We start from the raw sequence: 24,144 nt of genomic DNA, 5'->3' as shown, positions 1-24,144 counted from the left end.
TCCATCGCAATCCTACGACCCCATTCCAACCGAAACCCCGCCGGACCGGGTCCGACGGGGTCTGCGGCTGTTCTTCCGCTGTCGGGCGGCGCTTATTCTTCGGCGCCGTCCTCGCCGTCGGTCGTCGCGACCACCGCCGCCAGCGCATCGTTGCCGGTGTCGTCCTCGACCGGGCGGCGCAGCTCCGCCGCATGCTCCTCGGCGGCGCTTTCCGGCGCGACCAGCGATTCCTGCCAGCTGCGCTGGGCGGCGCGCAACGCGGCATCGCGGCTGTTCGCGGCAATCCGCATCCGGTTCATGCCGGCGCCGGTTCCCGCCGGGATCAGCCGGCCGACGATGACATTCTCCTTCAGGCCGATCAGTTGGTCCTTCTTGCCCTGCACCGACGCCTCGGTCAGCACCCGCGTCGTTTCCTGGAACGACGCGGCCGAGATGAAGCTGCGGGTCTGCAGCGACGCCTTGGTGATGCCGAGCAGCACCGGCTTGCCCTCGGCGGGCTGCTGGCCCTTGGCGAGCTTGGCGTTGATCTCGTCCATCTCCTCGCGGTCGACCTGCTCGCCGGGCAGCAGGGTGGTATCGCCGGCGGCGGTGATCTCGACCTTCTGCAGCATCTGGCGAACGATCGTCTCGATGTGCTTGTCGTTGATCTTCACGCCCTGCAGGCGATAGACTTCCTGGATTTCCGAGACGAGATATTCCGCCAGCGGCTCGATGCCCAGCACCTCCAGGATGTCGTGCGGATCGGGGCTGCCGCCGATCAGGTTATCGCCGCGCTTGACGTAGTCGCCTTCCTGCACGTCGATGACCTTGGACTTCGGCACCAGATACTCGACCAGGTCGCCGCCATCCTCAGGACGGATGCCGATCTTGCGCTTCGCCTTGTAATCCTTGCCGAATTCGACCCGGCCGGAGACCTTGGCGATGATCGCGTTCTCCTTGGGCTTGCGTGCCTCGAACAATTCGGCGACGCGCGGCAGACCGCCGGTGATGTCGCGGGTCTTGGCCGCTTCGCGGCTGACGCGGGCCAGCACGTCGCCGGCCTTCACCTCCTGCCCGTCCTCGATCGACAGGGTCGCGCCGGCGGCGAGCATGTAGCGCCCCGCCTCGCCCGATTCCGCGTCGAGCAGGGTCAGGCGCGGACGCAGGTCCTCCTTGCTCTTGGTCGGCGCGCGATATTCAATGACGACGCGCTGGGCGATGCCGGTGGCCTCGTCGGTCTGCTCGACCAGCGTCTTGCCCTCGATCAGGTCCTGATACTTCACGACGCCGGGGTTCTCGGTGATCACCGGCATGGTGAACGGGTCCCATTCCGCCATCCGGTCGCCCTTGGTGACGACATGGCCGTCGTCGAACATCAGGTAGGCGCCATAGGGGATGCGGTGGACCGCCCGCTCGCGGCCCTCGGCGTCGACGATCACCAGCTCGCCCGACCGCGACAGCACGACGCGGCGGCCGCGCTGGTCGACGATCACGCGCAGGTCGCGGAACTGGGCGGTGCCGTCGGCCGGCGCGTCCAGGTTCGACTGCTCGTTCAGCTGCGCGGCGCCGCCGATGTGGAAGGTCCGCATGGTCAGCTGGGTGCCCGGCTCGCCGATCGACTGGGCGGCGATCACGCCGACCGCCTCGCCGATGTTGACCGGGGTGCCGCGCGCCAGGTCACGGCCGTAGCACTTGGCGCACACGCCCTGCTTCGATTCGCAGATCAGCGGCGAACGGATCTTGACCGACTGGATGCCGATCGCCTCGATCCGCGCGACCATCGCCTCGTCGAGCAGCGTGCCGCTGGCGATTTCCACCTCGCCGCTCTTGCTGTCGACGATGTCCTCGGCCGTGGTCCGGCCCAGGATGCGCTCGCCAAGCGACGCGATCGTCGCGCCGCCCTGGACGATTGCCTTCATCTCCAGCGCGCGCTCGGTGCCGCAATCCTCCTCGATCACGACGCAATCCTGCGACACATCGACCAGGCGGCGGGTCAGGTAGCCCGAGTTCGCCGTCTTGAGCGCGGTGTCGGCGAGGCCCTTGCGGGCGCCGTGGGTCGAGTTGAAATATTCAAGGACGGTCAGGCCCTCCTTGAAGTTGGAGATGATCGGCGTCTCGATGATCTCGCCCGACGGCTTGGCCATCAGGCCGCGCATGCCAGCCAGCTGCTTCATCTGCGCCTGCGAACCGCGGGCGCCGGAATGGGCCATCATGTAGATCGAGTTGATCGGCGCCAGCCGGCCGTTGTCCAGCCGGGGCTGCGCCTTCAATTCCTCCATCATCGCGTTGGCCACCTGGTCGCCGCAGCGGCTCCAGGCGTCGATCACCTTGTTGTACTTTTCCTGCTGGGTGATCAGGCCGTCCTGATACTGCTGCTCGTAATCCTTCACCAGCGAGCGGGTCTCGTCGACGGTCGCTTCCTTCGACGCCGGGATGATCATGTCGTCCATGCCGAACGAGATGCCGGCCTGGAAGGCGTGGCGGAAGCCGAGCGACATGATCGCGTCGGCGAACAGCACCGTCTCCTTCTGGCCGGTGTGGCGGTAGACCTCGTCGATAACGTCGCCGACATCCTTCTTGGTCAGCAGGCGGTTGATCGTCTCGAACGGCACCTTGGCGCTCTTCGGCAGGGTCTCGCCGATCAGCATCCGGCCCGGCGTCGTCTCCACCCGCTTCATGTAGGTGTTGCCGGCCTCGTCGGTCTGCGGCACGCGCGACGTGATCTTGCTGTGCAGCGTCACCGCCCCGGCGTTCAGCGCCTGGTGGACCTCGCTCATGTCGGACAGCAGCATGCCTTCGCCCGGCTCGCCGCCGCGCTCCATCGACAGGTAATAGATGCCCAGCACCATATCCTGCGACGGCACGATGATCGGCTTGCCGTTGGCCGGCGACAGGATGTTGTTGGTCGACATCATCAGCACGCGCGCTTCCAACTGCGCCTCAAGGCTCAGCGGCACGTGGACGGCCATCTGGTCGCCGTCGAAGTCGGCGTTGAACGCGGAACAGACCAGCGGGTGAAGCTGGATCGCCTTGCCCTCGATCAGCACCGGCTCGAACGCCTGGATGCCGAGGCGGTGGAGGGTCGGCGCGCGGTTCAGCATCACCGGGTGCTCGCGGATCACCTCGTCCAGGATGTCCCAGACTTCCTTGCGCTCCTTCTCGACCCACTTCTTGGCCTGCTTCAGCGTCATCGACAGGCCCTTGGCGTCAAGCCGGGCGTAGATGAACGGCTTGAACAGCTCCAACGCCATCTTCTTCGGCAGGCCGCATTGGTGCAGCTTCAGCTCCGGCCCGGTGACGATGACCGAGCGGCCCGAATAGTCGACGCGCTTGCCGAGCAGGTTCTGGCGGAACCGGCCCTGCTTGCCCTTCAGCATGTCGGACAGCGATTTCAGCGGCCGTTTGTTGGCGCCGGTGATCGTGCGGCCGCGCCGGCCGTTGTCGAACAGCGCGTCGACCGCTTCCTGCAGCATCCGCTTTTCGTTGCGGACGATGATGTCCGGCGCGCGCAGTTCCATCAGCCGCTTCAGGCGGTTGTTGCGGTTGATGACCCGGCGATAGAGGTCGTTCAGGTCCGACGTCGCGAAGCGGCCGCCGTCCAGCGGCACCAGCGGGCGCAGTTCCGGCGGAATGACCGGGATGACTTCCAGGATCATCCATTCCGGCCGGTTGCCGGAATCGATGAAGCTCTCGACGACCTTCAGCCGCTTGATGATCTTCTTGGGCTTCAGTTCCGACTTGGTCGTCGCCAGCTCTTCCAGAAGCTGGGTACGCTCGCCCTCAAGGTCGAGCTGCTCCAGCATGATGCGGACCGCCTCGGCGCCGATCCCGGCGGAAAAGGCATCCTCGCCATATTCGTCCTGCGCCTCGAGCAGCTCGTCCTCGGTCAGCAACTGGAACTTCTCCAGCGGCGTCAGGCCCGGCTCGACGACGATATACGCCTCGAAATAGAGGACGCGCTCAAGCTGCTTCAACTGCATGTCGAGCAGCAGGCCGATCCGGCTGGGCAGCGATTTCAGGAACCAGATATGGGCGACCGGGGCAGCCAGCTCGATATGGCCCATCCGCTCGCGGCGCACCTTGGATACGGTGACCTCGACGCCGCACTTCTCGCAGACGATGCCCTTGTACTTCATGCGCTTGTACTTGCCGCACAGGCACTCATAGTCCTTGATCGGCCCGAAGATGCGCGCGCAGAACAGGCCGTCACGCTCCGGCTTGAACGTGCGGTAGTTGATCGTCTCCGGCTTCTTGATCTCGCCGAAGCTCCACGAGCGGATGCGCTCCGGGCTGGCGATGCCGATCTGGATCTGGTCGAACGTCTCGGGCTTGGCGACCGGATTGGCGAAGTGGGTCAGTTCGTTCATTCGTTTCACTCCTTGGCCCCTCCGGTGCGGGGGGAGGGGCTGGGGCTGTCATCTCGGCGGCGGCGGGCTGCGCCGTCCCCGGCACCTCCCCGGCGGGGGGAGGTGCCTTGGCGGGTCACTCCGCGGCCAGCGCCGGCGGCTCGTCCTCGCCCTCGTCGTCGTTCTTCAACTCGACGTTCAGGCCAAGCGACCGCATTTCCTTGATCAGCACGTTGAAGCTTTCGGGGATGCCGGCCTCGAACGTGTCGTCGCCCTTGACGATCGCCTCGTAGACCTTGGTCCGGCCGACGACGTCGTCGGACTTGACCGTCAGCATCTCCTGCAGCGTGTAGGCGGCGCCGTAGGCCTGGAGCGCCCAGACCTCCATCTCGCCGAAACGCTGGCCGCCGAACTGCGCCTTGCCGCCCAGCGGCTGCTGGGTGACAAGGCTGTACGGCCCGATCGAGCGCGCGTGGATCTTGTCGTCGACCAGGTGGTGCAGCTTCAGCATGTAGATGTAGCCGACGGTCACCTTGCGGTCGAACTGGTTGCCGGTCCGCCCGTCGAACAGCTCGACCTGGCCGGACCGGTCAAGCCCGGCAAGCTCCAGCATCGCCGCGACGTCGTCGCCGCGCGCGCCGTCGAACACCGGCGTCGCCATCGGCACGCCGCCGCGCAGGTTTTCGGCCAGCTCGACCAGCTGGTCGGGGCTGCGCGCGTCGATTTCGGCCTGATAGGCGTCGCCGTAGATCGTCTTCAGCCGGTCCTTCACCGCTTCCGGCATCGCGCCCGGCGTGGCGTCGGGGTTGGCCTCGCGCCACTGCTCCAGCGCCTCGGCGATCTGCCGGCCAAGGCCGCGCGCGGCCCAGCCCAGATGCGTCTCGAAGATCTGGCCGACGTTCATCCGGCTCGGCACGCCCAGCGGGTTCAGCACCAGGTCGACCGGGGTGCCGTCCTCCAGGAACGGCATGTCCTCGATCGGCAGGATGCGGCTGATCACGCCCTTGTTGCCGTGGCGGCCGGCCATCTTGTCGCCCGGCTGCAGCTTGCGCTTCACCGCGACGAACACCTTGACCATCTTCAGCACGCCCGGCGGCAGCTCGTCGCCGCGCTCCAGCTTCTCGCGCCGGTCCTCGAACTTGTCGTTGATCAGCTTGACCGCGTCGTCATACTGAACCTTCACCGCCTCCAGGTCGGTCTGGCGGGCGTCGTCGGCGACGGCGAATTTCCACCACTCGTGGCGCTCGGCCTCGGCCAGCAGCTCCTCGGTGATCTCCTGGCCCTTCTTGATGCCCTTCGGCGCGGCGGTCGCCACCTGGCCGATCAGCATCTCCTTCAGCCGTGCCCAGGTGGCGCGGTTCAGGATGGTGCGCTCGTCTTCGCGGTCCTTGGCCAGGCGGTCGATCTCCTCGCGCTCGATCGCCATCGCGCGCTCGTCCTTGTCGATGCCGTGGCGGTTGAACACGCGGACCTCGACGATGGTCCCGGCCACGCCCGGCGGCAGGCGCAGCGAGGTGTCGCGCACGTCCGACGCCTTCTCGCCGAAGATCGCGCGGAGCAGCTTCTCCTCCGGCGTCATCGGCGATTCGCCCTTGGGCGTGATCTTGCCGACCAGGATGTCGCCCGGCTCGACCTCGGCGCCGATGTAGACGATGCCCGCCTCGTCGAGGTTGCGCAGCGCTTCCTCGCCGACATTGGGGATGTCGCGGGTGATGTCCTCCGGCCCCAGCTTGGTGTCGCGGGCCATCACCTCGAATTCCTCGATGTGGATCGAGGTGAAGACGTCATCCTTCACGATCCGCTCGGAAATCAGGATGGAGTCCTCGTAGTTGTAGCCGTTCCACGGCATGAACGCGACCAGGCTGTTGCGGCCCAGCGCCAGCTCGCCCAGCTCGGTCGACGGGCCGTCGGCGATGATGTCGCCCTCGGCCACCACGTCGCCCACCTTCACCAGCGGCCGCTGGTTGATGCAGGTGTTCTGGTTGGACCGCTGGAACTTCATCAGCGTGTAGATGTCGACGCCCGAACGCCCGACATCGACTTCGCCGGTCGCGCGGATGACGATGCGGCTGGCGTCGACCTGGTCGACGATGCCGGCGCGCTTGGCGGCGATCGCCGCGCCGGAATCGCGAGCCACCGTCTCTTCCATGCCGGTGCCGACGAACGGCGCCTCGGCACGGACCAGCGGCACCGCCTGACGCTGCATGTTCGATCCCATCAGCGCGCGGTTGGCGTCGTCATTCTCCAGGAACGGGATCAGCGACGCGGCGACCGACACAAGCTGCTTGGGGCTGACGTCCATCAGCGTGATGTTCTCGCGCAGCGCCATCAGGAACTCGCCGGCATGGCGGGCGGAAATCAGTTCCTCGGTCAGTCGGTTCTGGCCGTCCAGCTCGGCATTGGCCTGGGCAATGGTGTGCCGGGCCTCTTCCATTGCCGACAAATAGACGACCTCGTCGGTGACCTTGCCGTCCACGACCTTGCGGTACGGCGTCTCGATGAAGCCGTATTTGTTGACCCGGCTGAAACTGGCCAGCGAGTTGATCAGGCCGATGTTCGGGCCTTCCGGCGTCTCGATCGGGCAGATGCGGCCATAATGGGTCGGGTGAACGTCGCGGACCTCGAAGCCGGCGCGCTCGCGGGTCAGGCCGCCCGGCCCGAGGGCGGACACGCGGCGCTTGTGCGTCACTTCCGACAGCGGGTTGGTCTGGTCCATGAACTGCGACAACTGCGACGAACCGAAGAATTCGCGCACCGCAGCCACCGCCGGCTTGGCGTTGATCAGGTCGTTCGGCATCACCGTCGACACGTCGACCGACGACATCCGCTCCTTCACGGCGCGCTCCATGCGGAGCAGGCCGACGCGGTACTGGTTCTCCAGCAATTCGCCGACCGAACGGACACGGCGGTTGCCGAGGTTGTCGATATCGTCGATCTCGCCCTTGCCGTCCTTCAGGTCGACCAGCGTCTTGATGACCGCAAGGATATCCTCGGTCCTGAGCGTGGTGACGGTGTCCTCGGCGTCCAGCTCAAGCCGCATGTTCAGCTTGACGCGGCCGACCGCCGACAGGTCGTAACGCTCGGGGTCGAAGAACAGGCCGGCGAACAGCGCCTCGGCGGTCTCGCGCGTCGGCGGCTCGCCGGGGCGCATGACGCGGTAGATGTCGGACAGGGCGTGGTCGCGGTCCTCGGCCTTGTCGACCTTCAGCGTGTTGCGGATCCATGGGCCGGTGTTGACATGGTCGATGTCGAGCAGCTCGATCCGGTCGATGCCGGCCTTGTCCAGCTTCTCCAGATTCTCCGCCGACACTTCGTCGCCGGCCTCGATGTAGATCTCGCCGGTTGCCTCGTTGATCAGGTCGAGCGCGGAATAGCGGCCGAAGATTTCCTCGGTCGGGATCAGCAGCGTTTCCAGCCCGTCCTTGGCCGCCTTGTTGGCGGCGCGGGGCGAAATCTTCTGGCTGGCCGGGAACACGATCTCGCCGGTCTTGGCGTCGATGACGTCGAAGCTGGGCTTCTGCCCGCGCCAGTTCTCGGCGACATAGGGCACCTGCCAGCCGCCTTCGCCGCGAACGAAGGTGACGCGGTTGTAGAATTGCTCGAGGATGCCCTCGCTGGTCAGGCCCAGCGCATAAAGCAGCGCGGTGACCGGCAGCTTGCGCTTGCGGTCGATGCGGACGTTGACGATGTCCTTGGCGTCGAACTCGAAGTCCAGCCACGATCCGCGATAGGGAATTACCCGCGCGGCGAACAGATACTTGCCGCTGGCGTGGGTCTTGCCGCGGTCATGGTCGAACAGCACGCCCGGCGACCGGTGCATCTGCGACACGATCACGCGCTCGGTGCCGTTGATGATGAAGGTGCCGTTCTCGGTCATGAGCGGCATGTCGCCCATGTAGACGTCCTGCTCCTTGATATCGAGGACGGAGCGGGTCTCGGTGTCGGCGTCCACCTCGAACACGATCAGGCGCAGGGTGACGCGCATCGGCGCGGCATAGGTGATGCCGCGCTGGCGGCACTCGTCGGTGTCGTATTTCGGCGGCTCAAGCTCGTAATGGACGAAGTCCAGCTCGGCGGTGCCGGCGAAGTCGCGGATCGGGAAGACGGAGCGCAGCGTCTTTTCCAGGCCCGACACATAGCCGATCGCCGCGTTGGACCGCAGGAACTGCTCGTAGCTCTCGCGCTGCACCTCGATCAGGTTCGGCATCTGCACCACTTCGTGGATGTTGCCGAACATCTTGCGGATGCGCTTCTTCGCGATGCCGCCGGCCTGGGGGGCGGAAACTGCCTTGGTCGCCATGAGTCTGGTTCGCCTCGTCTTTACGTATCGGGCACGCTGAAAGACGCAAAAAGCCGCGATATCCCCAAGGCGGGGATCGCAGCTTCAGCGTCCGGAACCCCGGCCTGCCCATTCGTTCGGCGCGCTGCGCGAAGGCGCGCCATTTCCCGGCAAGCTGTGGTGTGTGGGCGCGATATAGGGACGGGGTGGGGCGCTGTCAAACCGCCGCCCGCTCAGCCGGCGGCGCTGCCGGGCAGGGTGGCGCGGATCACCCGGTCGACTTCGGCAGGGTCGTAACCGACCTGCCCGTCGAGGATCAGCATCGCCAGCCCGTGGACCAGCGACCAGGCGTGTAGTGCCGCGTCGCGCCGCGCCGCCGGGGGCAGGGCGGGGGGCAGCAGTTCGGCGATCGCTTCGCGCAGCCCGCGCATCGCGCTGCCCGCCTCGTCCAGCGGCAGGTCGAGCAGTGCCGTCGCCGGGGCGGAGGCGAAGGCCAGCCGGAACAAGGCCGGGTTGTCGACCGCGAAGCGCACATAGGTGCGGCCGCTCGCCGCAAGCCCCGGGCCGCCGCCGCCGGCCGCCGCGCTCGCCGCGCGCTGCAGCCCGCCCAGCCGCTCCATGCCCTCCCGCGCCAGCGCGGCGAGCAGCGCCTGCCGGTTGGGGAAATGGCGGTAGACGGCGGTGGCGCTGACCCCGGCGCGCCGCGCCATCGCCCGCAGGCTGATCGCCTCGGCCGGCATCGCGTCCAGCATTTCCAGCCCGATCGCGATCAGCGCGCCGCGCAGGTCGCCGTGATGGTAGCCGCGCCGCGATTCAATGTTGACACTGTTATCTTTGCGAGTCATGTTGTCGCTGTAAACATGGGGGTCGAAATAGGAAAGGTGATATTGCCGTGATAACCTCGGTGGAAACTACGATCCGTTCCGTCGTCGGCAAGGGCGTCAGCCGCGTCGCCGCCTTCAATCGCGCCCGCCTCGCTCCGCCCTCCGGTCCCCATCCCTACCTGACCGGCATCCACCAGCCGATGACGACGGAGGAGACGATCGCCGACCTCGCCGTCACCGGCGCCATCCCCCCGGCGCTCGACGGCCGCTACCTGCGGATCGGCCCCAACCCGGTCACCCCGCCCAACCCGGCCGACTATCACTGGTTCACCGGCGACGGCATGGCCCACGGCATCCGCATCGCCGGCGGCCGCGCGCTCTGGTACCGCAACCGCTGGCTGCGCTCGAACGCGGTCAGCGCCGCGCTCGGCGAGCCGCCGGCGCCGGGCCGGCGCGCCGCGCTGTCGGACAACGCCAATACCAACATCATCGGCCATGCCGGCCGCACCTGGGCGATCGTCGAGGCCGGCGGCCACCCGGTCGAGGTAGACGACGGACTGGAGACGCTGGCCCACAACCCGTTCGACGGCACGCTCGCCGGCCCCTTCTCCGCCCACCCGCACCGCGACCCGGAAACCGGCGCGCTCCACGCGATCACCTACGACGCGATGACGCGGGATACCGTCTGGCATGTCGTCGTCGACGCCGCCGGGCGGGTGACCCGGCGGGAGCCGATCGCGGTGGCCGACGGCCCCAGCATCCACGATTGCGCGATCACCGCCAGCCGCGTCGTCGTCCTCGACCTGCCGGTCACCTTCTCGATGAAGGCGCTGCTGCGGGGGCAGCGTTTCCCCTATCGCTGGAACCCGGCCCATCCAGCGCGGGTCGGCCTGCTCGCGAAGGGCGGGGCGGGGGCCGACATCGTCTGGTGCGCGGTGGATCCCTGCTATGTGTTCCACGCCGGCAACGCCTATGACGCGCCGGATGGCAGCGTCGTCGTCGATGTCGTCGTCCACGACACAATGTTCGCCGACAGCCGGCGCGGCCCGGACTCCCCCGCCTCGCGGCTTGAACGCTGGACGGTCGATCCGGCCACCCGCTCGGTCCGGCGGCAGGTGGTCCACGATCATTGCCAGGAGTTTCCCCGCTACGATGAGCGCCGCACCGGCAAGCCCTGCCGCTACCTCTACACCGTCGCCCTGCCGCCGGCGGCGGGGGAGTTGGTGGTCGACGACACCCGCCTGTTCCGGCACGACCTGATCGACGGCGGCACGACGGTCCACGATTTCGGCTCCGGCCGCCACCCCGGCGAATTCGTGTTCGTTCCGGACCCGGCCGGCGAAGGGGAAGGGCAGGGCTGGCTGATCGGCCTCGTCGTCGACATGAAAGATCAGACGACCGACCTGCAGATCCTCGACGCCGCCGATTTCACCGGCCCGGCGCGCGCTACCGTCCACGTCCCCCACCGGGTGCCGCCCGGCTTCCACGGCAACTGGGTCGCCACCTGACCGGCCGAAACGCAAAAGGGGCGGCTCCGGGTGGAGCCGCCCCTTCTCTTTTCGGAAAGACCCGAAGTTACTTGAGTTCGACGGTCGCGCCGGCTTCCTCGAGCTGCTTCTTGATCTTCTCGGCCTCGTCCTTGTTGACGCCTTCCTTGACCGCCTTCGGCGCGCTCTCGACCAGGGTCTTGGCTTCGGTCAGGCCCAGGCCGGTGATCGCGCGGACTTCCTTGATGACGTTGATCTTCTTGCCGCCGTCGCCGGTCAGGATCACGTCGAATTCGGTCTTCTCTTCGGCGGCCGGAGCGGCGCCACCGGCGGCAGCCGGGCCGGCGACGGCGACGGCGGCAGCGGCGGACACGCCCCACTTCTCCTCGAGCAGCTTCGACAGCTCGGCAGCTTCGATGACGGTCAGGGCCGACAGGTCGTCGACCAGCTTGTTCAGATCAGCCATTTCAATATCTCCAATCGGAATGTTCGGTTGAGTGCTTCAGAAAAATCAGGCCGCGTCCTTGGCCGCATAAGCGCCGAAGACCCGCGCCAGCTGGCCGGCCGGTGCCTGGACGACCTGGACCACCTTGGTCGCAGGCGCCTGGACGAGGCCGACGATCTTGGCGCGCAGTTCGTCGAGCGACGGCAGCGCGGCCAGCGCCTTCACGCCATCGACGTCGAGGAGCACGTCGCCCATCGCCCCGCCCACGATTTCGAACTTGTCGTTCGCCTTCGCGAAGTCGACGGCCACCTTGGCGGCGGCCACCGGGTCGGAGGATGAGGCGATGCCGGTCGGCCCGGTCAGCAGGTCGCTGAGCCCGGCATAGGGCGTTCCCTCGATCGCGATCTTGGCGAGACGGTTCTTGGCCACTTTGTAGCTGGCACCGGCTTCGCGCATCTTCCCGCGCAACACCGTCGACTGCGCGACGGTGAGGCCGAGGTTGCGGGTGACGACCACCACGCCGACCTCGGAGAAGGTGCGATTCAGTTCGGCGACCAGCTCGGACTTTTGAGCTCGATCCATGCCATTCTCCACATTTCCCCGGCGGGACATCCACCGGGGGCATTCACTGTCCGTGGGGAAGGCTCGGCCGACGCGGCCTCGCGCGATGCGAAGGCTGTCTGGCTGGCAGAGACGAAGGGCATAAGCCGCCGCCTCAGGAAACTTTCCCCGTCTAGGCGGGGGATTAAGGAGGGCATATTCCCTCCACCCGCTGTCTCGGACGGTTGCCGCGCGCGCAAGCCCGCACGGCAGAGGGCGCTGTTAGCGCCGGCGCCCGCAAAGTCAAGGCGCGCGGCTCCACGGCTGCATCCGGAATATGAAAAGGGCCGGGATCGCGCCCGGCCCTTTCGCATGTCAGCCGTGGTCGGCGTCAGACGGCGGCGACCTCGGCCGTGTCGACCTTGACGCCCGGGCCCATCGACGAGCTGAGCGCGATCTTGCGCAGATACTTGCCCTTGGCGCCGGCCGGCTTGGCCTTGATCACCGCGTCGACCAGCGCATCGAAATTGGCGCGCAGGTCTTCCGCCGCGAACGACGCTTTGCCGATGCCGCTGTGGATGATGCCGGCCTTTTCGACCCGGTATTCCACCTGGCCGCCCTTGGCCGCCTTCACCGCTTCGCCGACGTTCATCGTCACCGTGCCCAGCTTCGGGTTCGGCATCAGGCCCTTCGGGCCGAGCACCTTGCCGAGGCGGCCGACCAGACCCATCATGTCCGGCGTCGCGATACAGCGGTCGAAGTCGATCTTGCCGCCCTGGACGATCTCCAGCAGGTCCTCGGCGCCGACAATGTCGGCACCCGCCGCCGTCGCTTCCTCGGCCTTGGCGCCGCGGGCGAACACGCCGACGCGCACCGTCTTGCCGGTGCCCTTGGGCAGGGTGACGACGCCGCGGACCATCTGGTCGGCGTGACGTGGGTCGACGCCCAGGTTCAGCGCGACTTCGATCGTCTCGTCGAATTTGGCGGTCGCGTTGGCGCGGACGATGGCGATCGCTTCGTCGACACCGTGCAGCTTTTCCCGGTCAACGGTCGTGGCCAGCTGCTTCGCCTTCTTGCTCTGAAATGCCATCGGTTCAGCCCTCCACCACGTCGAGGCCCATCGCGCGGGCGCTGCCTTCGATGATGCGGGTCGCCGACTCGATGTCGTTGGCGTTCAGGTCCTTCATCTTGACCTGAGCGATTTCCGCCACCTGCGAACGCTTGATCTTGCCGACCGTGGACTTGCCCGGCTCCTTGGACCCGGACTTCAGGTTGGCCGCCTTCTTCAGCAGATAGGTCGCCGGCGGCGTCTTGGTTTCGAACGAGAAGCTACGGTCGGCGTAGACGGTGATGACGGTCGGGGTCGGCGCGCCCTTTTCAAGGTCGCCGGTCGCCGCGTTGAACGCCTTGCAGAATTCCATGATGTTGACGCCGCGCTGGCCAAGCGCCGGGCCGATCGGCGGCGACGGGTTGGCGGCGCCGGCCGGCACCTGCAGCTTGATATAGCCGGTAATCTTTTTCGCCATCTACTCACTCTCTTTCAAGTTTAGCGGTCCATGCGGCAGCACCGCTGCCTCCCGCGAGGATATCCGGCCGTGGCCGGAATTACTTTGAGCGCTCGACCTGTTCGAACTCCAGTTCGACCGGCGTGGCGCGGCCGAAGATCGACACCGACACCTTCACCCGGCTGCGGTCGAAGTCCAGTTCCTCGACCACGCCGTTGAAGCTGGCGAACGGGCCGTCGAGCACCTTGACCGAATCGCCGATCTCGTAATCGACCTTGATCCGTGTCTTGGGCGCGGCGGCGGCCTCTTCCTTGGTGTTCAGGATGCGGGCGGCCTCCGCCTCGCTGATCGGCTGCGGCTTGCCGGAACTGCCGAGGAAGCCGGTCACCTTCGGCGTATTCTTCACCAGGTGATAGACGTCGTCGTTCATCTCCAGCTTGGCGAGGACGTAGCCGGGGAAGAATTTGCGTTCAGACTGCACCTTCTTGCCGCGCCGGACCTCGGTGACCGTTTCAGTCGGCACCTCAACCGATTCGACCAGCGCGTCGAGGCCCATGCGGGTTGCGTCGGCGAGGATCGAATCGCGTACCTTGTTCTCGAAGCCCGAATAGGCGTGGATGATGTACCAGCGAGACATGGAAGCGGAGTTTACCTTTCGAGCGATCAGGCGGCGAGGGACAGCAGGAAACTGACGACCATGCTGAATAGCCGGTCGACGCCGAAGAAGAACAGGCCGAGCAGGCTGGTCATGATCAGCACCATCACCGTGGTCATCATCGTTTCACGGCTGGTCGGCCACACGACCTTCGAGATTTCCGTGCGCACCTGCTGCACGAAGCGCGGTATATTCGCGATGAAGTCCGTCGCTTTCGCCACCTGAATCCCGTCCTGGTCGGTCCAAATTCCCTGGAAACCGGGTCAAAGCCCCCCTGCCCGTCCCTTGGGAGCGGGTCGACAGCAACCGAATTTCCGAATCCGCGCCCTATACGGTCTTCGACGGGGCCGCGCAAGCATGGGTCGCGGCTTTACAGGGCTGCCTGGCAGGAGTGGAGGGATTCGAACCCCCGGCCCTCGGTTTTGGAGACCGATGCTCTACCAACTGAGCTACACTCCTCCGTGCGGAGGGGCGGATTAGCCGCGACGCGGGGGCCATGCAAGGCCCCCTGGCATCGGATCAGGCGGCAACCACCTTTGCCGGGTCGTTGAACAGCGCGCGCGCGTCCTGCGTCGACATCGGCCGGCCGAACAGATAGCCCTGCACCTTGCGGCAGCCGAGCTTGCGGATCATCGCATATTCTTCCTCTGTTTCGACGCCTTCGGCGGTCGTCGCCATGCCCAGGCTATCGGCCAGCGCGACGACGGCGCGGATGATCGCCAGATTCTCCTGCACGTTGCGCGATGCGCCCTGTACGAAGCTGCGGTCGATCTTGATCGTCGAGAATTTGGTGCGGCTGAGATAGCCGAGCGACGAATAGCCGGTGCCGAAATCGTCGAGCGACAGGCGGATGCCGAGTTCGATCAGTTGCTGGAGGACCTGCACTGCGCAGGTGCCTTCGCGCATGAACACGCTTTCCGTCACCTCGACCTCCAGCCGGTGGGCAGGCAGGCCGCTCTGGGCGAGGGCGGAGACCACCGTCGACACGAAGCTGGGGTCACCAAGCTGGTCAGCGGAGACGTTGACTGCGATCCGGACGCTGGCCGGCCAGTTCATCGCCTCGGCGCACGCGGTGCGCAGCACCCATTCGCCGATCGGCGCGATCAGCCGCGCTTCCTCCGCGACCGGCACGAAGCGGGCGGGGGAGACGTTGCCCAGTTCCGGGTTGGTCCAGCGCAGCAGCGCCTCGAAGCTTTCGATCGTGCCGGTGTCGGCTGAGACGACCGGCTGGTAATTGAGGAACATCTCGCCGCGCTCCAGCGCCTTGCGCAGCGCGATTTCCAGCACGCGCCGTTCCTCGGCATGGACGTGCAGCTGTGGCTCATAGGCGTGATAGGTGCTGCCGCCGGCGTCCTTGGAGCGATAGAGCGCCAGATCGGCGGAGCGGATCAGCATTTCCACCGATCGCCCGTCGCGCGGGCCGATCGCAGTGCCGACGCTGGCGCCGATATACAGAGTATGACTGTCCACCTCGTAGGGGCGCGACAGCTCCTCGATGATCCGGCGCGCCAGCCGTTCGAGCCGGGCGCTGTCGGACGCGTCGCGGACGACGACGGCGAATTCGTCGCCGCCCAGGCGGCCGCACATCTCGTTGTCGCTCATCAGCGCGCGCAGCCGTTCCGACACGCGGCCGAGCAGGCGGTCGCCGACCGGGTGACCGAGGGTGTCGTTGACCGCTTTGAACCGGTCGAGGTCGATCATCATGAACGCGCAGCGCGTCCGCCACTGGTCGGCATTGGCCATCGCCTTGCCCAGCGCCTCGGTGATCTGCAGCCGGTTGGGCAGACCGGTCAGCGTGTCGAACCGCGCCATGCGGTTTATCTTGTCCGCTGACTGACGTTCGGCGGTGATGTCGGAACCGACGCCCCGGAAGCCAAGGAAGGCACCGCGATCGTCGTAGCGCGGGCTGGCGGACATTTCCCACCAGCGCGTCTCGCCCTTGATCGTGACCGGCATCGGCAGGTTGCTGAACGCCTCGCGCTTCTTCAGCTTCTCAGCGAAAATCCGCAGCGGGGCGGAGAAATTGCCGGTTTCCCAACTGTCGCCGGCCAGCATCTGCAGGAACGGGCGCCCTTCCAGCGCCATCGCTTCTTCGCCCAGCGCATAGGCGAGGCGGGGCGAGACGTGGGTCAGGCTCTTCGACGCATCGATCTGCCACAGCCAGTCGGCGTCGCCGTCCTCGAATTCGCGCAGCAGCAGGCTGACCACCTCGTCCTTCTCGACCAGCGCCCGCGTCGTCGTGCGATGGGCGATGAAGGCGCGGCCATTGGCGAGGCACGCGACGACCAGCATCAACGTGAAGCTGGCGCCGACGGAACTGGCCATCGGCATGCCCGCCTTCCACATCGCCAGCGCGTTGGAGCCGCCGACGAGCAGCAGGAAACTGATCGCGCCGAGCGGCAGCGGCGACAGCAGCAGCGTCGTCCCCACCATCATCGCGAAATAGATCGTCCACAGGCTGATCTGCTGTTCCATGCCGCCGATGCCGCTGAACAGGATCGGCGGCACCGCCCAGACCAGGCCGAGCGCGATCGATTGCAGCGTTTCGCGGTGCAGGTCGCCCGGCGTTGCGTTCTCGATGGCGGTGTCCCGCATCTTCAGGCGGTTGAATACGGTTACCACCGATACCAGCGCGGCGACACCGAACCACAGGCCGAGCGTGACGATCGGCGCGCTGCGGGCGAGCAGCAGGACGAGCAGCAGCGCGGAGGTCAACTCGCCGGTCAGGCGCAGCAGGGTGAACCGGTTGGCGGCGGCGATCTGTGCCGCGCGCACGGAACTGAAATCGGCCGAGCCGCTGTCGGCGAAGCCGAACAGCAGGCGCCAGCCGATACCAGCGGCGGTAGGGGTGGCAGAGGGACGAATCTTCACGCCGCCGGTATAGCGGCGTTAGGTTAGCGATCGGTAAGCGAGGTCCGTTTCGGACGCATCTGTCAGGCGGCGAGGTCGTAAGGCTGGATTTCGCCGGACAGATACAGGTTGCGCGCCTTCGCCCGGCTCAGCTTGCCCGAACTGGTTCGCGGCAGGGTGCGCGGCGGCACCAGCTCGACCACGCAGTTCATGCCGGTGATCGCGCGGACCTTCTCGCGGATCTGGTCGCGCAGCCGCGCGCGCTCGGCCTGGTCGGATGTCCGGCACTGGACGAGCACCGCCGGGGTTTCCTCTCCGCCCGGCGTGGTGATCGAGAAAGCGGCGATGTCGCCGGCCTTGAAACCGGGCAATTGCTCGACCGCCCACTCGATGTCCTGCGGCCAGTGGTTGCGGCCGTTGATGATGATCATGTCCTTGGCGCGGCCGACGATGTAGAGATAGCCGCCGGACATGTACCCCATGTCGCCGGTGTCCAGCCAGCCGTCGACCAGGCAGGCGTCGGTCGCTTCGGGGTCGCGGAAATACCCGGCCATTACCGACGGGCCCTTGCACCATACCTTGCCGATCGCCTTGTCGGGCAGGGGGGTGCCGTCCTCCTCGCGGATTTCGATGGACATGTCGCGCGCGGGCACGCCGCAATTGACGATCGCGCGGTAGCGTTGCGGCCGGCCGGCATCGCCGCTGGCGCCGGACAGCTGCGTCTCCTCGACGAGTTCGACGACGATGCCCTCGCCCGGCGGCATGATGGAAACCGCCAGCGTCGCTTCCGCCAGGCCATAGCTGGGCAGGAACGCGCGGGCGTCGAAACCAGCGTCTGCAAAGGCGTCGACGAAGGCCTGCATCACATCGGGGCGGATCATGTCGGCGCCGTTGCCGGCCACCCGCCAGCGCGACAGGTCGAACCGCTCGGCCGCCTTGGTCTGGCTCGACATGCGCCGGGCGCAGATGTCGTAGCCGAAGGTCGGCGAATAGCTGAGCGTGGTGCCCGGATTGCGGCTGATCAGGTCAAGCCAGGCCAGCGGCCGCCGCGCGAAATCCTCGGTTTTCAGATAGTCGGTCGACACCTGATTGGCGACCGGCGACAGCATGCAGCCGACCAGGCCCATGTCGTGATACCAGGGCAGCCAGGAAATGCAGCGGTCCCCTGTGGTCACCGCCATGCCGTGCGCATGCGCCGCAAGGTTGCTGAGCAGGCCGGCATGGGTAACGGCAACGCCGTGGGGAAAGCGGGTCGATCCGCTGGAATATTGCAGATAGGCGATGTCGTCGGGCCGTGCCGGCGGCAATGGCGCCTCCGGGCTGTCCAGCTCGGCAAACGCCTCGAATGTGATGCCCATCACGCCCGCCTGCGCGGCCGCGTCGCTCGCCATCTGCTCCAGCTCCGCCGGATAGAGCAGCAGCGCCGGGTCGCAGCTGCCGAGTTGCGTCTTCAACTGGTCGACATAGGCGGCCGCCCCGCCGAAAGATGTCGGCAGGGGCAGCGGCACCGGCCACGCCCCGGCATAGACGGCGCCGAAGAACAGCGCGGCGAAATCCGGCCCGGTCTCGGCGATCAGCGCGATCCGGTCGCCCGGCGCGATACCGTGGGCGATCAGGCGGAAAGCCGCCGCGCGCGCGTCGTGACGCAGCATCGCGAACGGATAGGGTCTGACCAGAGCGCCGCGGGCGTCGTGGAAATTGAAGCCGCGCTCGCCGCGCGCCGCATAGTCGAGCGCATCGCCCAGCGTCGCGAAATCGGCGAAGCGCCGCGGCAGGCCGTCGTCCGACGGCGTTGGAAGCATGGTGGTCATGATGTTCTGGTGCGATCCCACTATGGTTCTGGTCTCAAGCGCGTTCAGCACCGCCTGTCCCTTCTCCTTATCGCCGGGCGGCGCTTGAGCAAGTGAGCACCACGCGTCGACATGTATTTCCGAACCATACGCTAACGCAAAGGTGGCGTTTAAATATGGACGCGACTGTGGCACAATCGTGGCGCATGCGTCCACGTCCCGGCCATACCCCGGCGCCGCCGCTCGACGACGACTCGCTCTCGCGCTTGGCGCTCGGATATGTCGGACGCTACGCGACGACGCGCGCGCGCCTTGCCGCCTATCTGGAGCGCAAGCTGGCGCAGCGCGGATGGGCGGGGGAGGGCGATCCGCCGGTCGCGACGCTCGTCGCGCGCTTCGCCAGCCTCGGCTATGTTGACGACCTTGCCTATGCGAACGCGCGGGCCAGGGTCTTGCAAAGGCGTGGTTACGGCGCGCGTCGGATCGGCGCAGCGCTGCGTGCCGCCGGCATCGCAGACACCGACCGCGCGTCGGTGGAAGACTCGGCCGCAGCGGGCGGCTGGGCAGCGGCGCTTGCGCTTGCCCGGCGGCGGCGATTCGGGCCCTTCGCGCCGATATCGCCCGATCGCGCCGCGCGGCAGCGGGCGGTCGCCGCGATGCTGCGGGCGGGGCATCCGCTTGAATTTGTAATACGAATTGTTGAATGGCCGTTCGGGACTGTCCCTGATGAGGACGGTTGAGTCGTTTCCGAAATCATTATTTCGAATTTACTAACCACCCATGCTAAGGTCATAACGCTAGGCGTTGGGGGGACCAGCGTGGGTGATAGTCAGACTGCCGTGTCGTTGTTTATGGAAAATGACCAGTCCGACGGGGGGACTTCGGTCAACCGCGATGATGTTGTCGGAGCGGAGGCCGAAGAGCCGCTCGAGCATTACCAGGGCGTCGTCAAATGGTTCGACGCCACGCGGGGCTTTGGCTTCATGGTCGCCGATGACGGTTCCGGCGACATACTGATCCATTTCTCGGTGCTGCGCGATCATGGCCGCCGCAGCCTGCCGGAGGGGGCGCGGGCGGAATGCCTGGCCGTCCGGCGCGATCGCGGGCTGCAGGCGCGTGAAATCCTGTCGTTCGACCTCAGCACCGCCACCGGGCCTGACCAGGACCTGGCGCCGCCGCGCGACCGGATTGATCCGTCGACGCTGGTCGAGCATGCCGGGCCGCCGGAAGCGGTGCGCGTCAAATGGTTCAACCGCCTGAAAGGCTATGGCTTCCTGATGCGCGACGACGGCTCCGCCGACATCTTCGTGCATATGGAGACCTTGCGCCGCGCAGGCTTTACGGAGGTCGAGCCGGATCAGCCGCTGATCGCGCGGGTCGCCGCCGGGCGGAAGGGGCCGCTCGCCGTCGTCGTCGAACAGATCCGATGATCCGGGCGGCGGCGCTCGCCGTCGCCGTGGCGCTTTCGCCGCTGTCGCTTGCGGGGTGCGACGGTCCGGCGCCGACGGACACCTCCGCAACGCCGGCGGTGGAAGCGCTGACCGTGACGACTACCGGCGGTGCTGTCCGGCACTTCGTTGTGGAAATCGCCCGCACTCCGGACGAACAGGCGCGCGGGCTGATGTTCCGCACGGTCTTGCCTGCCGACCATGGCATGCTGTTTCCAATGGCTCCTCCGCGCCCGGCAAGCTTCTGGATGAAGGACACGCCGCTCTCCCTCGACATCGTCTTTATCCGCCCGGATCGCACGATCGCCGCGATCGCGGCAGATGCTGTGCCTTATTCGCTGGAGCCGATTGAATCCGGCGAGCCAGTTGCAGCAGTTCTTGAGATCAGCGGCGGCCGTGCCGCCGCGCTCGGCATCGCAGTGGGCGACCATGTGGAATGGGGGGCGGGCGCCGCCGCGCACTGACCGGATGACAGCGCCATCGCCGGGCGCTAGAGCCTCGTGCGACGAGAGGTGGCGGCGATGGCGCCGCGACACAGTTGAGACGGCGTGAGCATGGGTATCCTCAAATCGATCTTCACCTGGTGGGACGGCGCCACCATCGGCACGTCCTGGTTCACCGCCCGCGCTGGCCGGAAGGTAGGCGAGGATGGGCTCGGCAACGTATATTACGAGGCTAAGAAGGCGGTCGACGGCCGCCGCCGTCGCTGGGTGATCTATAACGGCGCCAACGACGCCAGCCGCGTGCCGCCGGAATGGCATGGCTGGCTGCATTGCACGCTCGACGCTCTGCCGGAGCAGGCATTGCCGCCAGTGCGCGCCTGGCAACGGCCGCCGGAACCGAACTGGACTGGAACGCCGCAGGCCTATCGCCCGGCCGGTGCACTCGAGGCCGGCGGCCGCCGCGCCGCGGCGACCGGAGATTACGAGGCTTGGAGCCCCGACCAGGCATGAGGCGAGTGCTCGCCGGCGCGGGCATGACGCTGCTGGTCGGCATTGCCGCCTGGCAAGGCGCCGGCGCGCTCCAGGCGGACAACGCCGCTGAGCCAGTGTCGACCGCGGCGACGCCGGAGCCCGAACCCACCGCTACGCCGCCCACCGCCGCCGAGGGCGATACTCCGGCGGCAGCGCAAACTGCGCGCCCGCGTGAGGTGGTATCGCGCGCCGAAACGCCGATGAACCAGCGCGTTGCGGTCATCGGCCTGCTCAACAAGCGCAACGGCCTGTGGCGGGACCTGACGATGAAGCCGGGGCAGGCGGTGCGCGTCGGCGATGTCATCGTCCGGCTCCGCGCCTGCGAGACGACGGCGCCGTGGGAAACGCAGAAGCTGACCGGGGCTTTCGTCCAGCTTGACGTGGCGGGTGCCGACGACAAGTGGCGGCGGGTGTTCTCCGGCTGGCTCTACAAGGAATCGCCGTCGCTCAACGTCGTCGAGCACTCGATCTACGATGTTTGGCCTAAGAGCTGTACGATGTCGCACCCGGCAATGGGGGCGGGGACGACGGTACCGTCGGCCGGGTCGGCTGGTGGCGCGAAAAGTGTGTCGAGCACGCCGAACCCGACCCCTTTGCCCGACGCTACGCCGTCCTCGGCACCGGTGCCGTCGTCCCCGGTCCCCTCGCCGACCGCCGCGCCGACGCCCAGGGCGTCCGCCAGCCCGGCAACATAGGCGTCGTGCGGAATTTCGATCGCGCCCAGCGAGGCGAGGTGGTCGGTGATGAACTGGCAGTCCAGCAGTGTGTAGCCGCCGACACGCAAGCGGGCGACGAGATGGGCGAGTGCGACCTTCGACGCGTCGCGCGCCCGGCTGAACATGCTTTCGCCGAAGAATGCACCGCCGAGGCTGATGCCGTACAGGCCACCGACCAGCGCATCGTCCCGCCAGCATTCGATCGAATGGGCATGGCCGGTGGCGTGAAGGGCGATGCACGCTTGCTCGATCCGCGCGTTGATCCAGGTGCCTGGCCGTGTATTCGTCGCTTCGGCACAGGCAGCGATGACCTTGGCGAAGGCACGGTCGGCGGTGACGGTGAAATGGTCCGAGCGGACCGTCTTGGCCAGCGAGCGCGATAGATGGAAACGGTCGAGCGGCAACACGCCGCGCATCCGCGGCTCAACCCAGTAGACATCGTCGGCATCGCGGGCCTCGGCCATTGGGAACACGCCCATCGCGTAGGCGCGCAGCAGCAGGCTCGGGTCGATCGCCGGCACAGGGCCTAGGCCGCCAGCCCTTCGAACTGCAGCCGGGCGAGGCGGGCGTACAGCCCGTTGGCGGCGGACAGACTGTCGTGATTGCCTTCCTCGGCGATCCGCCCGTCGGCCATCACGACGATCCGGTCGGCGGCGCGCACCGTCGCCAGCCGGTGGGCGACGACCACCGTCGTCCGGTTGGCCATCAGCCGTTCAAGCGCCGTCTGGACCAGCCGTTCGCTTTCCGCGTCCAGTGCCGATGTCGCCTCGTCGAGCAACAGAATCGGCGAATCACGCAGGATCGCGCGGGCGATCGCCAGCCGCTGGCGCTGGCCACCAGACAGGCGTGCGCCGCCTTCGCCCATGAACGTGTCCAGCCCGTCGGGCAGGGCGCGCAGGAAACCGGCGGCGTTGGCCGCTTCCGCCGCTGCCCACAACGCGTGGTCGTCGGCATCCCACCGGCCGTAGCGCAGATTGTCGCGGGCGGAGGCGGCGAAGATCACCGTTTCTTGAGGCACCATCGCGATGCGGGCGCGGATCGCCGCCGGGTCGGCATCTGGCAGCGCGACGCCGTCGAGCCGGACGCTACCCTGCTGTGGATCGTAGAAGCGCTGGGCGAGCTGGAACAATGTCGATTTGCCGGCACCGGACGGGCCGACCACCGCCACCGTCTCGCCCGGCGCCACCGCCAGGCTGAAATCGTCGAGCGCGGCGACATCGGGCCGGGTCGGATAATGGAAAGTGACATGGTCGAAAGCCAGATGGCCGCGCGGCGGCTCGGGCAGCGCCACCGGTATAGCGGGGGCGCGGATTTCCGGCGTTTCCGCCAGCAATTCGCCCAGTCGCCCTGCGGCGCCGGCGCCGCGCAGCAGATCCCCGTAAACCTCGGTCAGCGCGCCGAACGCCCCGGCGACCAGCCCGCCGGTCAGCACGAAGGCGGCAATGTCACCGCTGGAGATGCTGCCCTGCGCCACATCCAGCGCGCCCTGCCACATCACCATGGTGATCGACCCGAAAATCAACGCGATAACCACCGCCGTCATCCCGGCGCGGATCACGATGCGCCGCCGTGCGGTACCGAACGCCCGGTCCACTGCCTCGCTGAAGCGCGACCGTTCCCGCTTCTCCTGGCCGAATGCCTGGACGATCTTCATCGCGCCAAGCGTTTCGGCGACGATCGCGCCGACTTCCGCCACCCGATCCTGGCTCTGGCGGGAAATCGCGGTCAGCTGCCGCCCGATCAGCACGATCGGCAGTACGACCAGCGGAATGCCGAGCAGCAGCATCGCCGCCAGCTTCGGCGCCAGCATGAACAGATAGACGATGCCGCCGATGCCCATCACGACGTTGCGCAGCGCAACGGAAATGGTCGTGCCGACCACCTGCTCGATCACCGAGGTATCGGCGGTCATCCGCGAAGCGATCTCCGACGGGCGATTCTCTTCGAAATAGCGGGGGGCGAGGCGGAGCAAGTTGGTCTGCACTGCCTTGCGGATGTCGGCGACGACCCGCTCGCCCAGCCAGGAAACGAAATAGAAGCGTAGCGCCGTCGCGATTGCCAGCACGACGACGATCATCAGCAGATAGTGGAAATAGGGCGCGACATTGCCGCCATGAGCAACGAAGCCGTTGTCGATGATCCGTTTGAATCCGCTGGGGATTGCGAGGGTGGCCGCCGCGGCGACCAGCAGCGCCAGTGCCGCGCCAGTTATATGCTCCGGATAGCGGGCCGCGTGGGCCCAGATCATCCTGAGATTGCCGAGCTTGCGCTCGCCGCCACCGTTGGGTTCGTCGGCCATGCCGCCC

General features: G+C 67.1%; 18 protein-coding genes, 1 tRNA gene and 1 pseudogene. 6 read left to right on the top strand and 14 right to left on the bottom strand.

What is annotated here, in order from left to right; translation table 11 throughout:
- Positions 1–92: 92 nt before the first annotated feature.
- The 3 genes from rpoC to E4A53_RS10760 all read right to left on the bottom strand — a co-directional run bounded on the left by rpoC (position 93) and on the right by E4A53_RS10760 (position 9,449).
- A complete protein-coding gene (rpoC, locus tag E4A53_RS10770; protein WP_136163108.1) occupies positions 93–4,346 on the bottom strand; it encodes a DNA-directed RNA polymerase subunit beta' in 4,254 nt (1,417 codons plus the stop codon).
- 115 nt (positions 4,347–4,461) lie between these two features.
- Entirely contained in the window at positions 4,462–8,625 is a 4,164-nt protein-coding gene (gene rpoB / locus E4A53_RS10765) for a DNA-directed RNA polymerase subunit beta (RefSeq protein WP_136163107.1), read from the bottom strand.
- 212 nt (positions 8,626–8,837) lie between these two features.
- On the bottom strand, positions 8,838–9,449 hold the full coding sequence (locus tag E4A53_RS10760) for a TetR/AcrR family transcriptional regulator (RefSeq protein ID WP_136163106.1): 612 nt from the start codon (positions 9,447–9,449) through the stop codon (positions 8,838–8,840).
- Positions 9,450–9,508: 59 nt separating this feature from the next.
- On the opposite strand from E4A53_RS10760, the gene E4A53_RS10755 reads away from it, so the two are divergent.
- Complete coding sequence (locus E4A53_RS10755) at positions 9,509–10,936, top strand: 8'-apo-carotenoid 13,14-cleaving dioxygenase (protein WP_239018263.1); 1,428 nt, start codon at positions 9,509–9,511, stop codon at positions 10,934–10,936.
- Between the two features lie 67 nt (positions 10,937–11,003).
- Here E4A53_RS10755 and rplL read toward each other — a convergent pair whose 3' ends face one another.
- The 9 genes from rplL to E4A53_RS10710 all read right to left on the bottom strand — a co-directional run bounded on the left by rplL (position 11,004) and on the right by E4A53_RS10710 (position 18,721).
- Positions 11,004–11,381, bottom strand: coding sequence for a 50S ribosomal protein L7/L12 (gene rplL, locus E4A53_RS10750; protein ID WP_136163104.1), 378 nt, complete (start codon positions 11,379–11,381; stop codon positions 11,004–11,006).
- Positions 11,382–11,426: 45 nt separating this feature from the next.
- Complete coding sequence (gene rplJ, locus E4A53_RS10745) at positions 11,427–11,942, bottom strand: 50S ribosomal protein L10 (RefSeq protein ID WP_136163103.1); 516 nt, start codon at positions 11,940–11,942, stop codon at positions 11,427–11,429.
- Positions 11,943–12,291: 349 nt separating this feature from the next.
- Positions 12,292–12,990 carry a 50S ribosomal protein L1 gene (gene rplA / locus E4A53_RS10740; RefSeq protein WP_136163102.1) on the bottom strand — a complete coding sequence of 233 codons (699 nt, stop codon included), beginning with the start codon at positions 12,988–12,990 and terminating at the stop codon, positions 12,292–12,294.
- A 4-nt stretch (positions 12,991–12,994) separates the two neighbouring features.
- A complete protein-coding gene (gene rplK, locus E4A53_RS10735) occupies positions 12,995–13,426 on the bottom strand; it encodes a 50S ribosomal protein L11 (protein ID WP_136163101.1) in 432 nt (143 codons plus the stop codon).
- Positions 13,427–13,505: 79 nt separating this feature from the next.
- Positions 13,506–14,042, bottom strand: a complete 537-nt coding sequence (nusG, locus tag E4A53_RS10730; protein WP_136163100.1) for a transcription termination/antitermination protein NusG — start codon at positions 14,040–14,042, stop codon at positions 13,506–13,508.
- Positions 14,043–14,068: 26 nt separating this feature from the next.
- Complete coding sequence (secE, locus tag E4A53_RS10725) at positions 14,069–14,281, bottom strand: preprotein translocase subunit SecE (RefSeq protein ID WP_239018262.1); 213 nt, start codon at positions 14,279–14,281, stop codon at positions 14,069–14,071.
- Between the two features lie 162 nt (positions 14,282–14,443).
- Positions 14,444–14,519: transfer RNA gene (locus E4A53_RS10720), tRNA-Trp, on the bottom strand.
- Positions 14,520–14,579: 60 nt separating this feature from the next.
- Entirely contained in the window at positions 14,580–16,931 is a 2,352-nt protein-coding gene (locus E4A53_RS10715) for a putative bifunctional diguanylate cyclase/phosphodiesterase (RefSeq protein WP_136163099.1), read from the bottom strand.
- Between the two features lie 62 nt (positions 16,932–16,993).
- Positions 16,994–18,721 (bottom strand): fatty acyl-AMP ligase, encoded by a 1,728-nt coding sequence (locus E4A53_RS10710; protein WP_136163098.1) that lies wholly within the window; start codon positions 18,719–18,721, stop codon positions 16,994–16,996.
- Positions 18,722–18,876: 155 nt separating this feature from the next.
- Here E4A53_RS10710 and E4A53_RS10705 point away from each other — a divergent pair, with 155 nt between their 5' ends.
- The 5 genes and pseudogenes from E4A53_RS10705 to E4A53_RS15060 all read left to right on the top strand — a co-directional run.
- Positions 18,877–19,440, top strand: coding sequence for a regulatory protein RecX (locus E4A53_RS10705; protein ID WP_206366306.1), 564 nt, complete (start codon positions 18,877–18,879; stop codon positions 19,438–19,440).
- A 111-nt stretch (positions 19,441–19,551) separates the two neighbouring features.
- A complete protein-coding gene (locus E4A53_RS10700) occupies positions 19,552–20,130 on the top strand; it encodes a cold-shock protein (protein WP_136163097.1) in 579 nt (192 codons plus the stop codon).
- Positions 20,127–20,612, top strand: coding sequence for a DUF192 domain-containing protein (locus tag E4A53_RS10695; RefSeq protein WP_136163096.1), 486 nt, complete (start codon positions 20,127–20,129; stop codon positions 20,610–20,612). The genes E4A53_RS10700 and E4A53_RS10695 overlap by 4 nt, the downstream gene beginning before the upstream one ends.
- A 90-nt stretch (positions 20,613–20,702) precedes the next feature.
- Positions 20,703–21,101, top strand: a complete 399-nt coding sequence (locus E4A53_RS10690; RefSeq protein ID WP_136163095.1) for an NADH:ubiquinone oxidoreductase subunit NDUFA12 — start codon at positions 20,703–20,705, stop codon at positions 21,099–21,101.
- Positions 21,098–21,556, top strand: a pseudogene (locus tag E4A53_RS15060) (DUF2155 domain-containing protein); the annotation flags it as partial. The gene E4A53_RS10690 and the pseudogene E4A53_RS15060, both read left to right, overlap by 4 nt.
- A gap of 35 nt (positions 21,557–21,591) precedes the next feature.
- Here the strand turns inward: E4A53_RS15060 and aat are convergent.
- Both aat and E4A53_RS10675 read right to left on the bottom strand, forming a co-directional pair.
- Entirely contained in the window at positions 21,592–22,359 is a 768-nt protein-coding gene (gene aat / locus E4A53_RS10680; RefSeq protein ID WP_136163094.1) for a leucyl/phenylalanyl-tRNA--protein transferase, read from the bottom strand.
- 5 nt (positions 22,360–22,364) lie between these two features.
- Positions 22,365–24,137 carry an ABC transporter transmembrane domain-containing protein gene (locus tag E4A53_RS10675; RefSeq protein WP_136163093.1) on the bottom strand — a complete coding sequence of 591 codons (1,773 nt, stop codon included), beginning with the start codon at positions 24,135–24,137 and terminating at the stop codon, positions 22,365–22,367.
- Positions 24,138–24,144 lie beyond the last annotated feature (7 nt).

This window comes from Sphingomonas flavalba (assembly GCF_004796535.1).
Lineage (GTDB): Bacteria > Pseudomonadota > Alphaproteobacteria > Sphingomonadales > Sphingomonadaceae > Sphingomonas_L > Sphingomonas_L flavalba.
Note: the sequence above shows the minus strand (reverse complement) of the source record. Positions and strands in the feature narration are given on the sequence as shown.

What these genes read in the sequence shown, in the direction of transcription:
- E4A53_RS10710 (WP_136163098.1), bottom strand. Translation starts at nt 18,721, where the DNA reads ATGACCACCATGCTTCCAACGCCGTCGGACGACGGCCTGCCGCGGCGC.
- E4A53_RS10760 (WP_136163106.1), bottom strand. Translation starts at nt 9,449, where the DNA reads ATGACTCGCAAAGATAACAGTGTCAACATTGAATCGCGGCGCGGCTAC.
- rplA (WP_136163102.1), bottom strand. Translation starts at nt 12,990, where the DNA reads ATGGCATTTCAGAGCAAGAAGGCGAAGCAGCTGGCCACGACCGTTGAC.
- rplK (WP_136163101.1), bottom strand. Translation starts at nt 13,426, where the DNA reads ATGGCGAAAAAGATTACCGGCTATATCAAGCTGCAGGTGCCGGCCGGC.
- nusG (WP_136163100.1), bottom strand. Translation starts at nt 14,042, where the DNA reads ATGTCTCGCTGGTACATCATCCACGCCTATTCGGGCTTCGAGAACAAG.
- rpoB (WP_136163107.1), bottom strand. Translation starts at nt 8,625, where the DNA reads ATGGCGACCAAGGCAGTTTCCGCCCCCCAGGCCGGCGGCATCGCGAAG.
- rpoC (WP_136163108.1), bottom strand. Translation starts at nt 4,346, where the DNA reads ATGAACGAACTGACCCACTTCGCCAATCCGGTCGCCAAGCCCGAGACG.
- rplJ (WP_136163103.1), bottom strand. Translation starts at nt 11,942, where the DNA reads ATGGATCGAGCTCAAAAGTCCGAGCTGGTCGCCGAACTGAATCGCACC.
- rplL (WP_136163104.1), bottom strand. Translation starts at nt 11,381, where the DNA reads ATGGCTGATCTGAACAAGCTGGTCGACGACCTGTCGGCCCTGACCGTC.
- E4A53_RS10700 (WP_136163097.1), top strand. Translation starts at nt 19,552, where the DNA reads ATGGAAAATGACCAGTCCGACGGGGGGACTTCGGTCAACCGCGATGAT.
- E4A53_RS10705 (WP_206366306.1), top strand. Translation starts at nt 18,877, where the DNA reads ATGGACGCGACTGTGGCACAATCGTGGCGCATGCGTCCACGTCCCGGC.
- E4A53_RS10690 (WP_136163095.1), top strand. Translation starts at nt 20,703, where the DNA reads ATGGGTATCCTCAAATCGATCTTCACCTGGTGGGACGGCGCCACCATC.
- E4A53_RS10675 (WP_136163093.1), bottom strand. Translation starts at nt 24,137, where the DNA reads ATGGCCGACGAACCCAACGGTGGCGGCGAGCGCAAGCTCGGCAATCTC.
- E4A53_RS10695 (WP_136163096.1), top strand. Translation starts at nt 20,127, where the DNA reads ATGATCCGGGCGGCGGCGCTCGCCGTCGCCGTGGCGCTTTCGCCGCTG.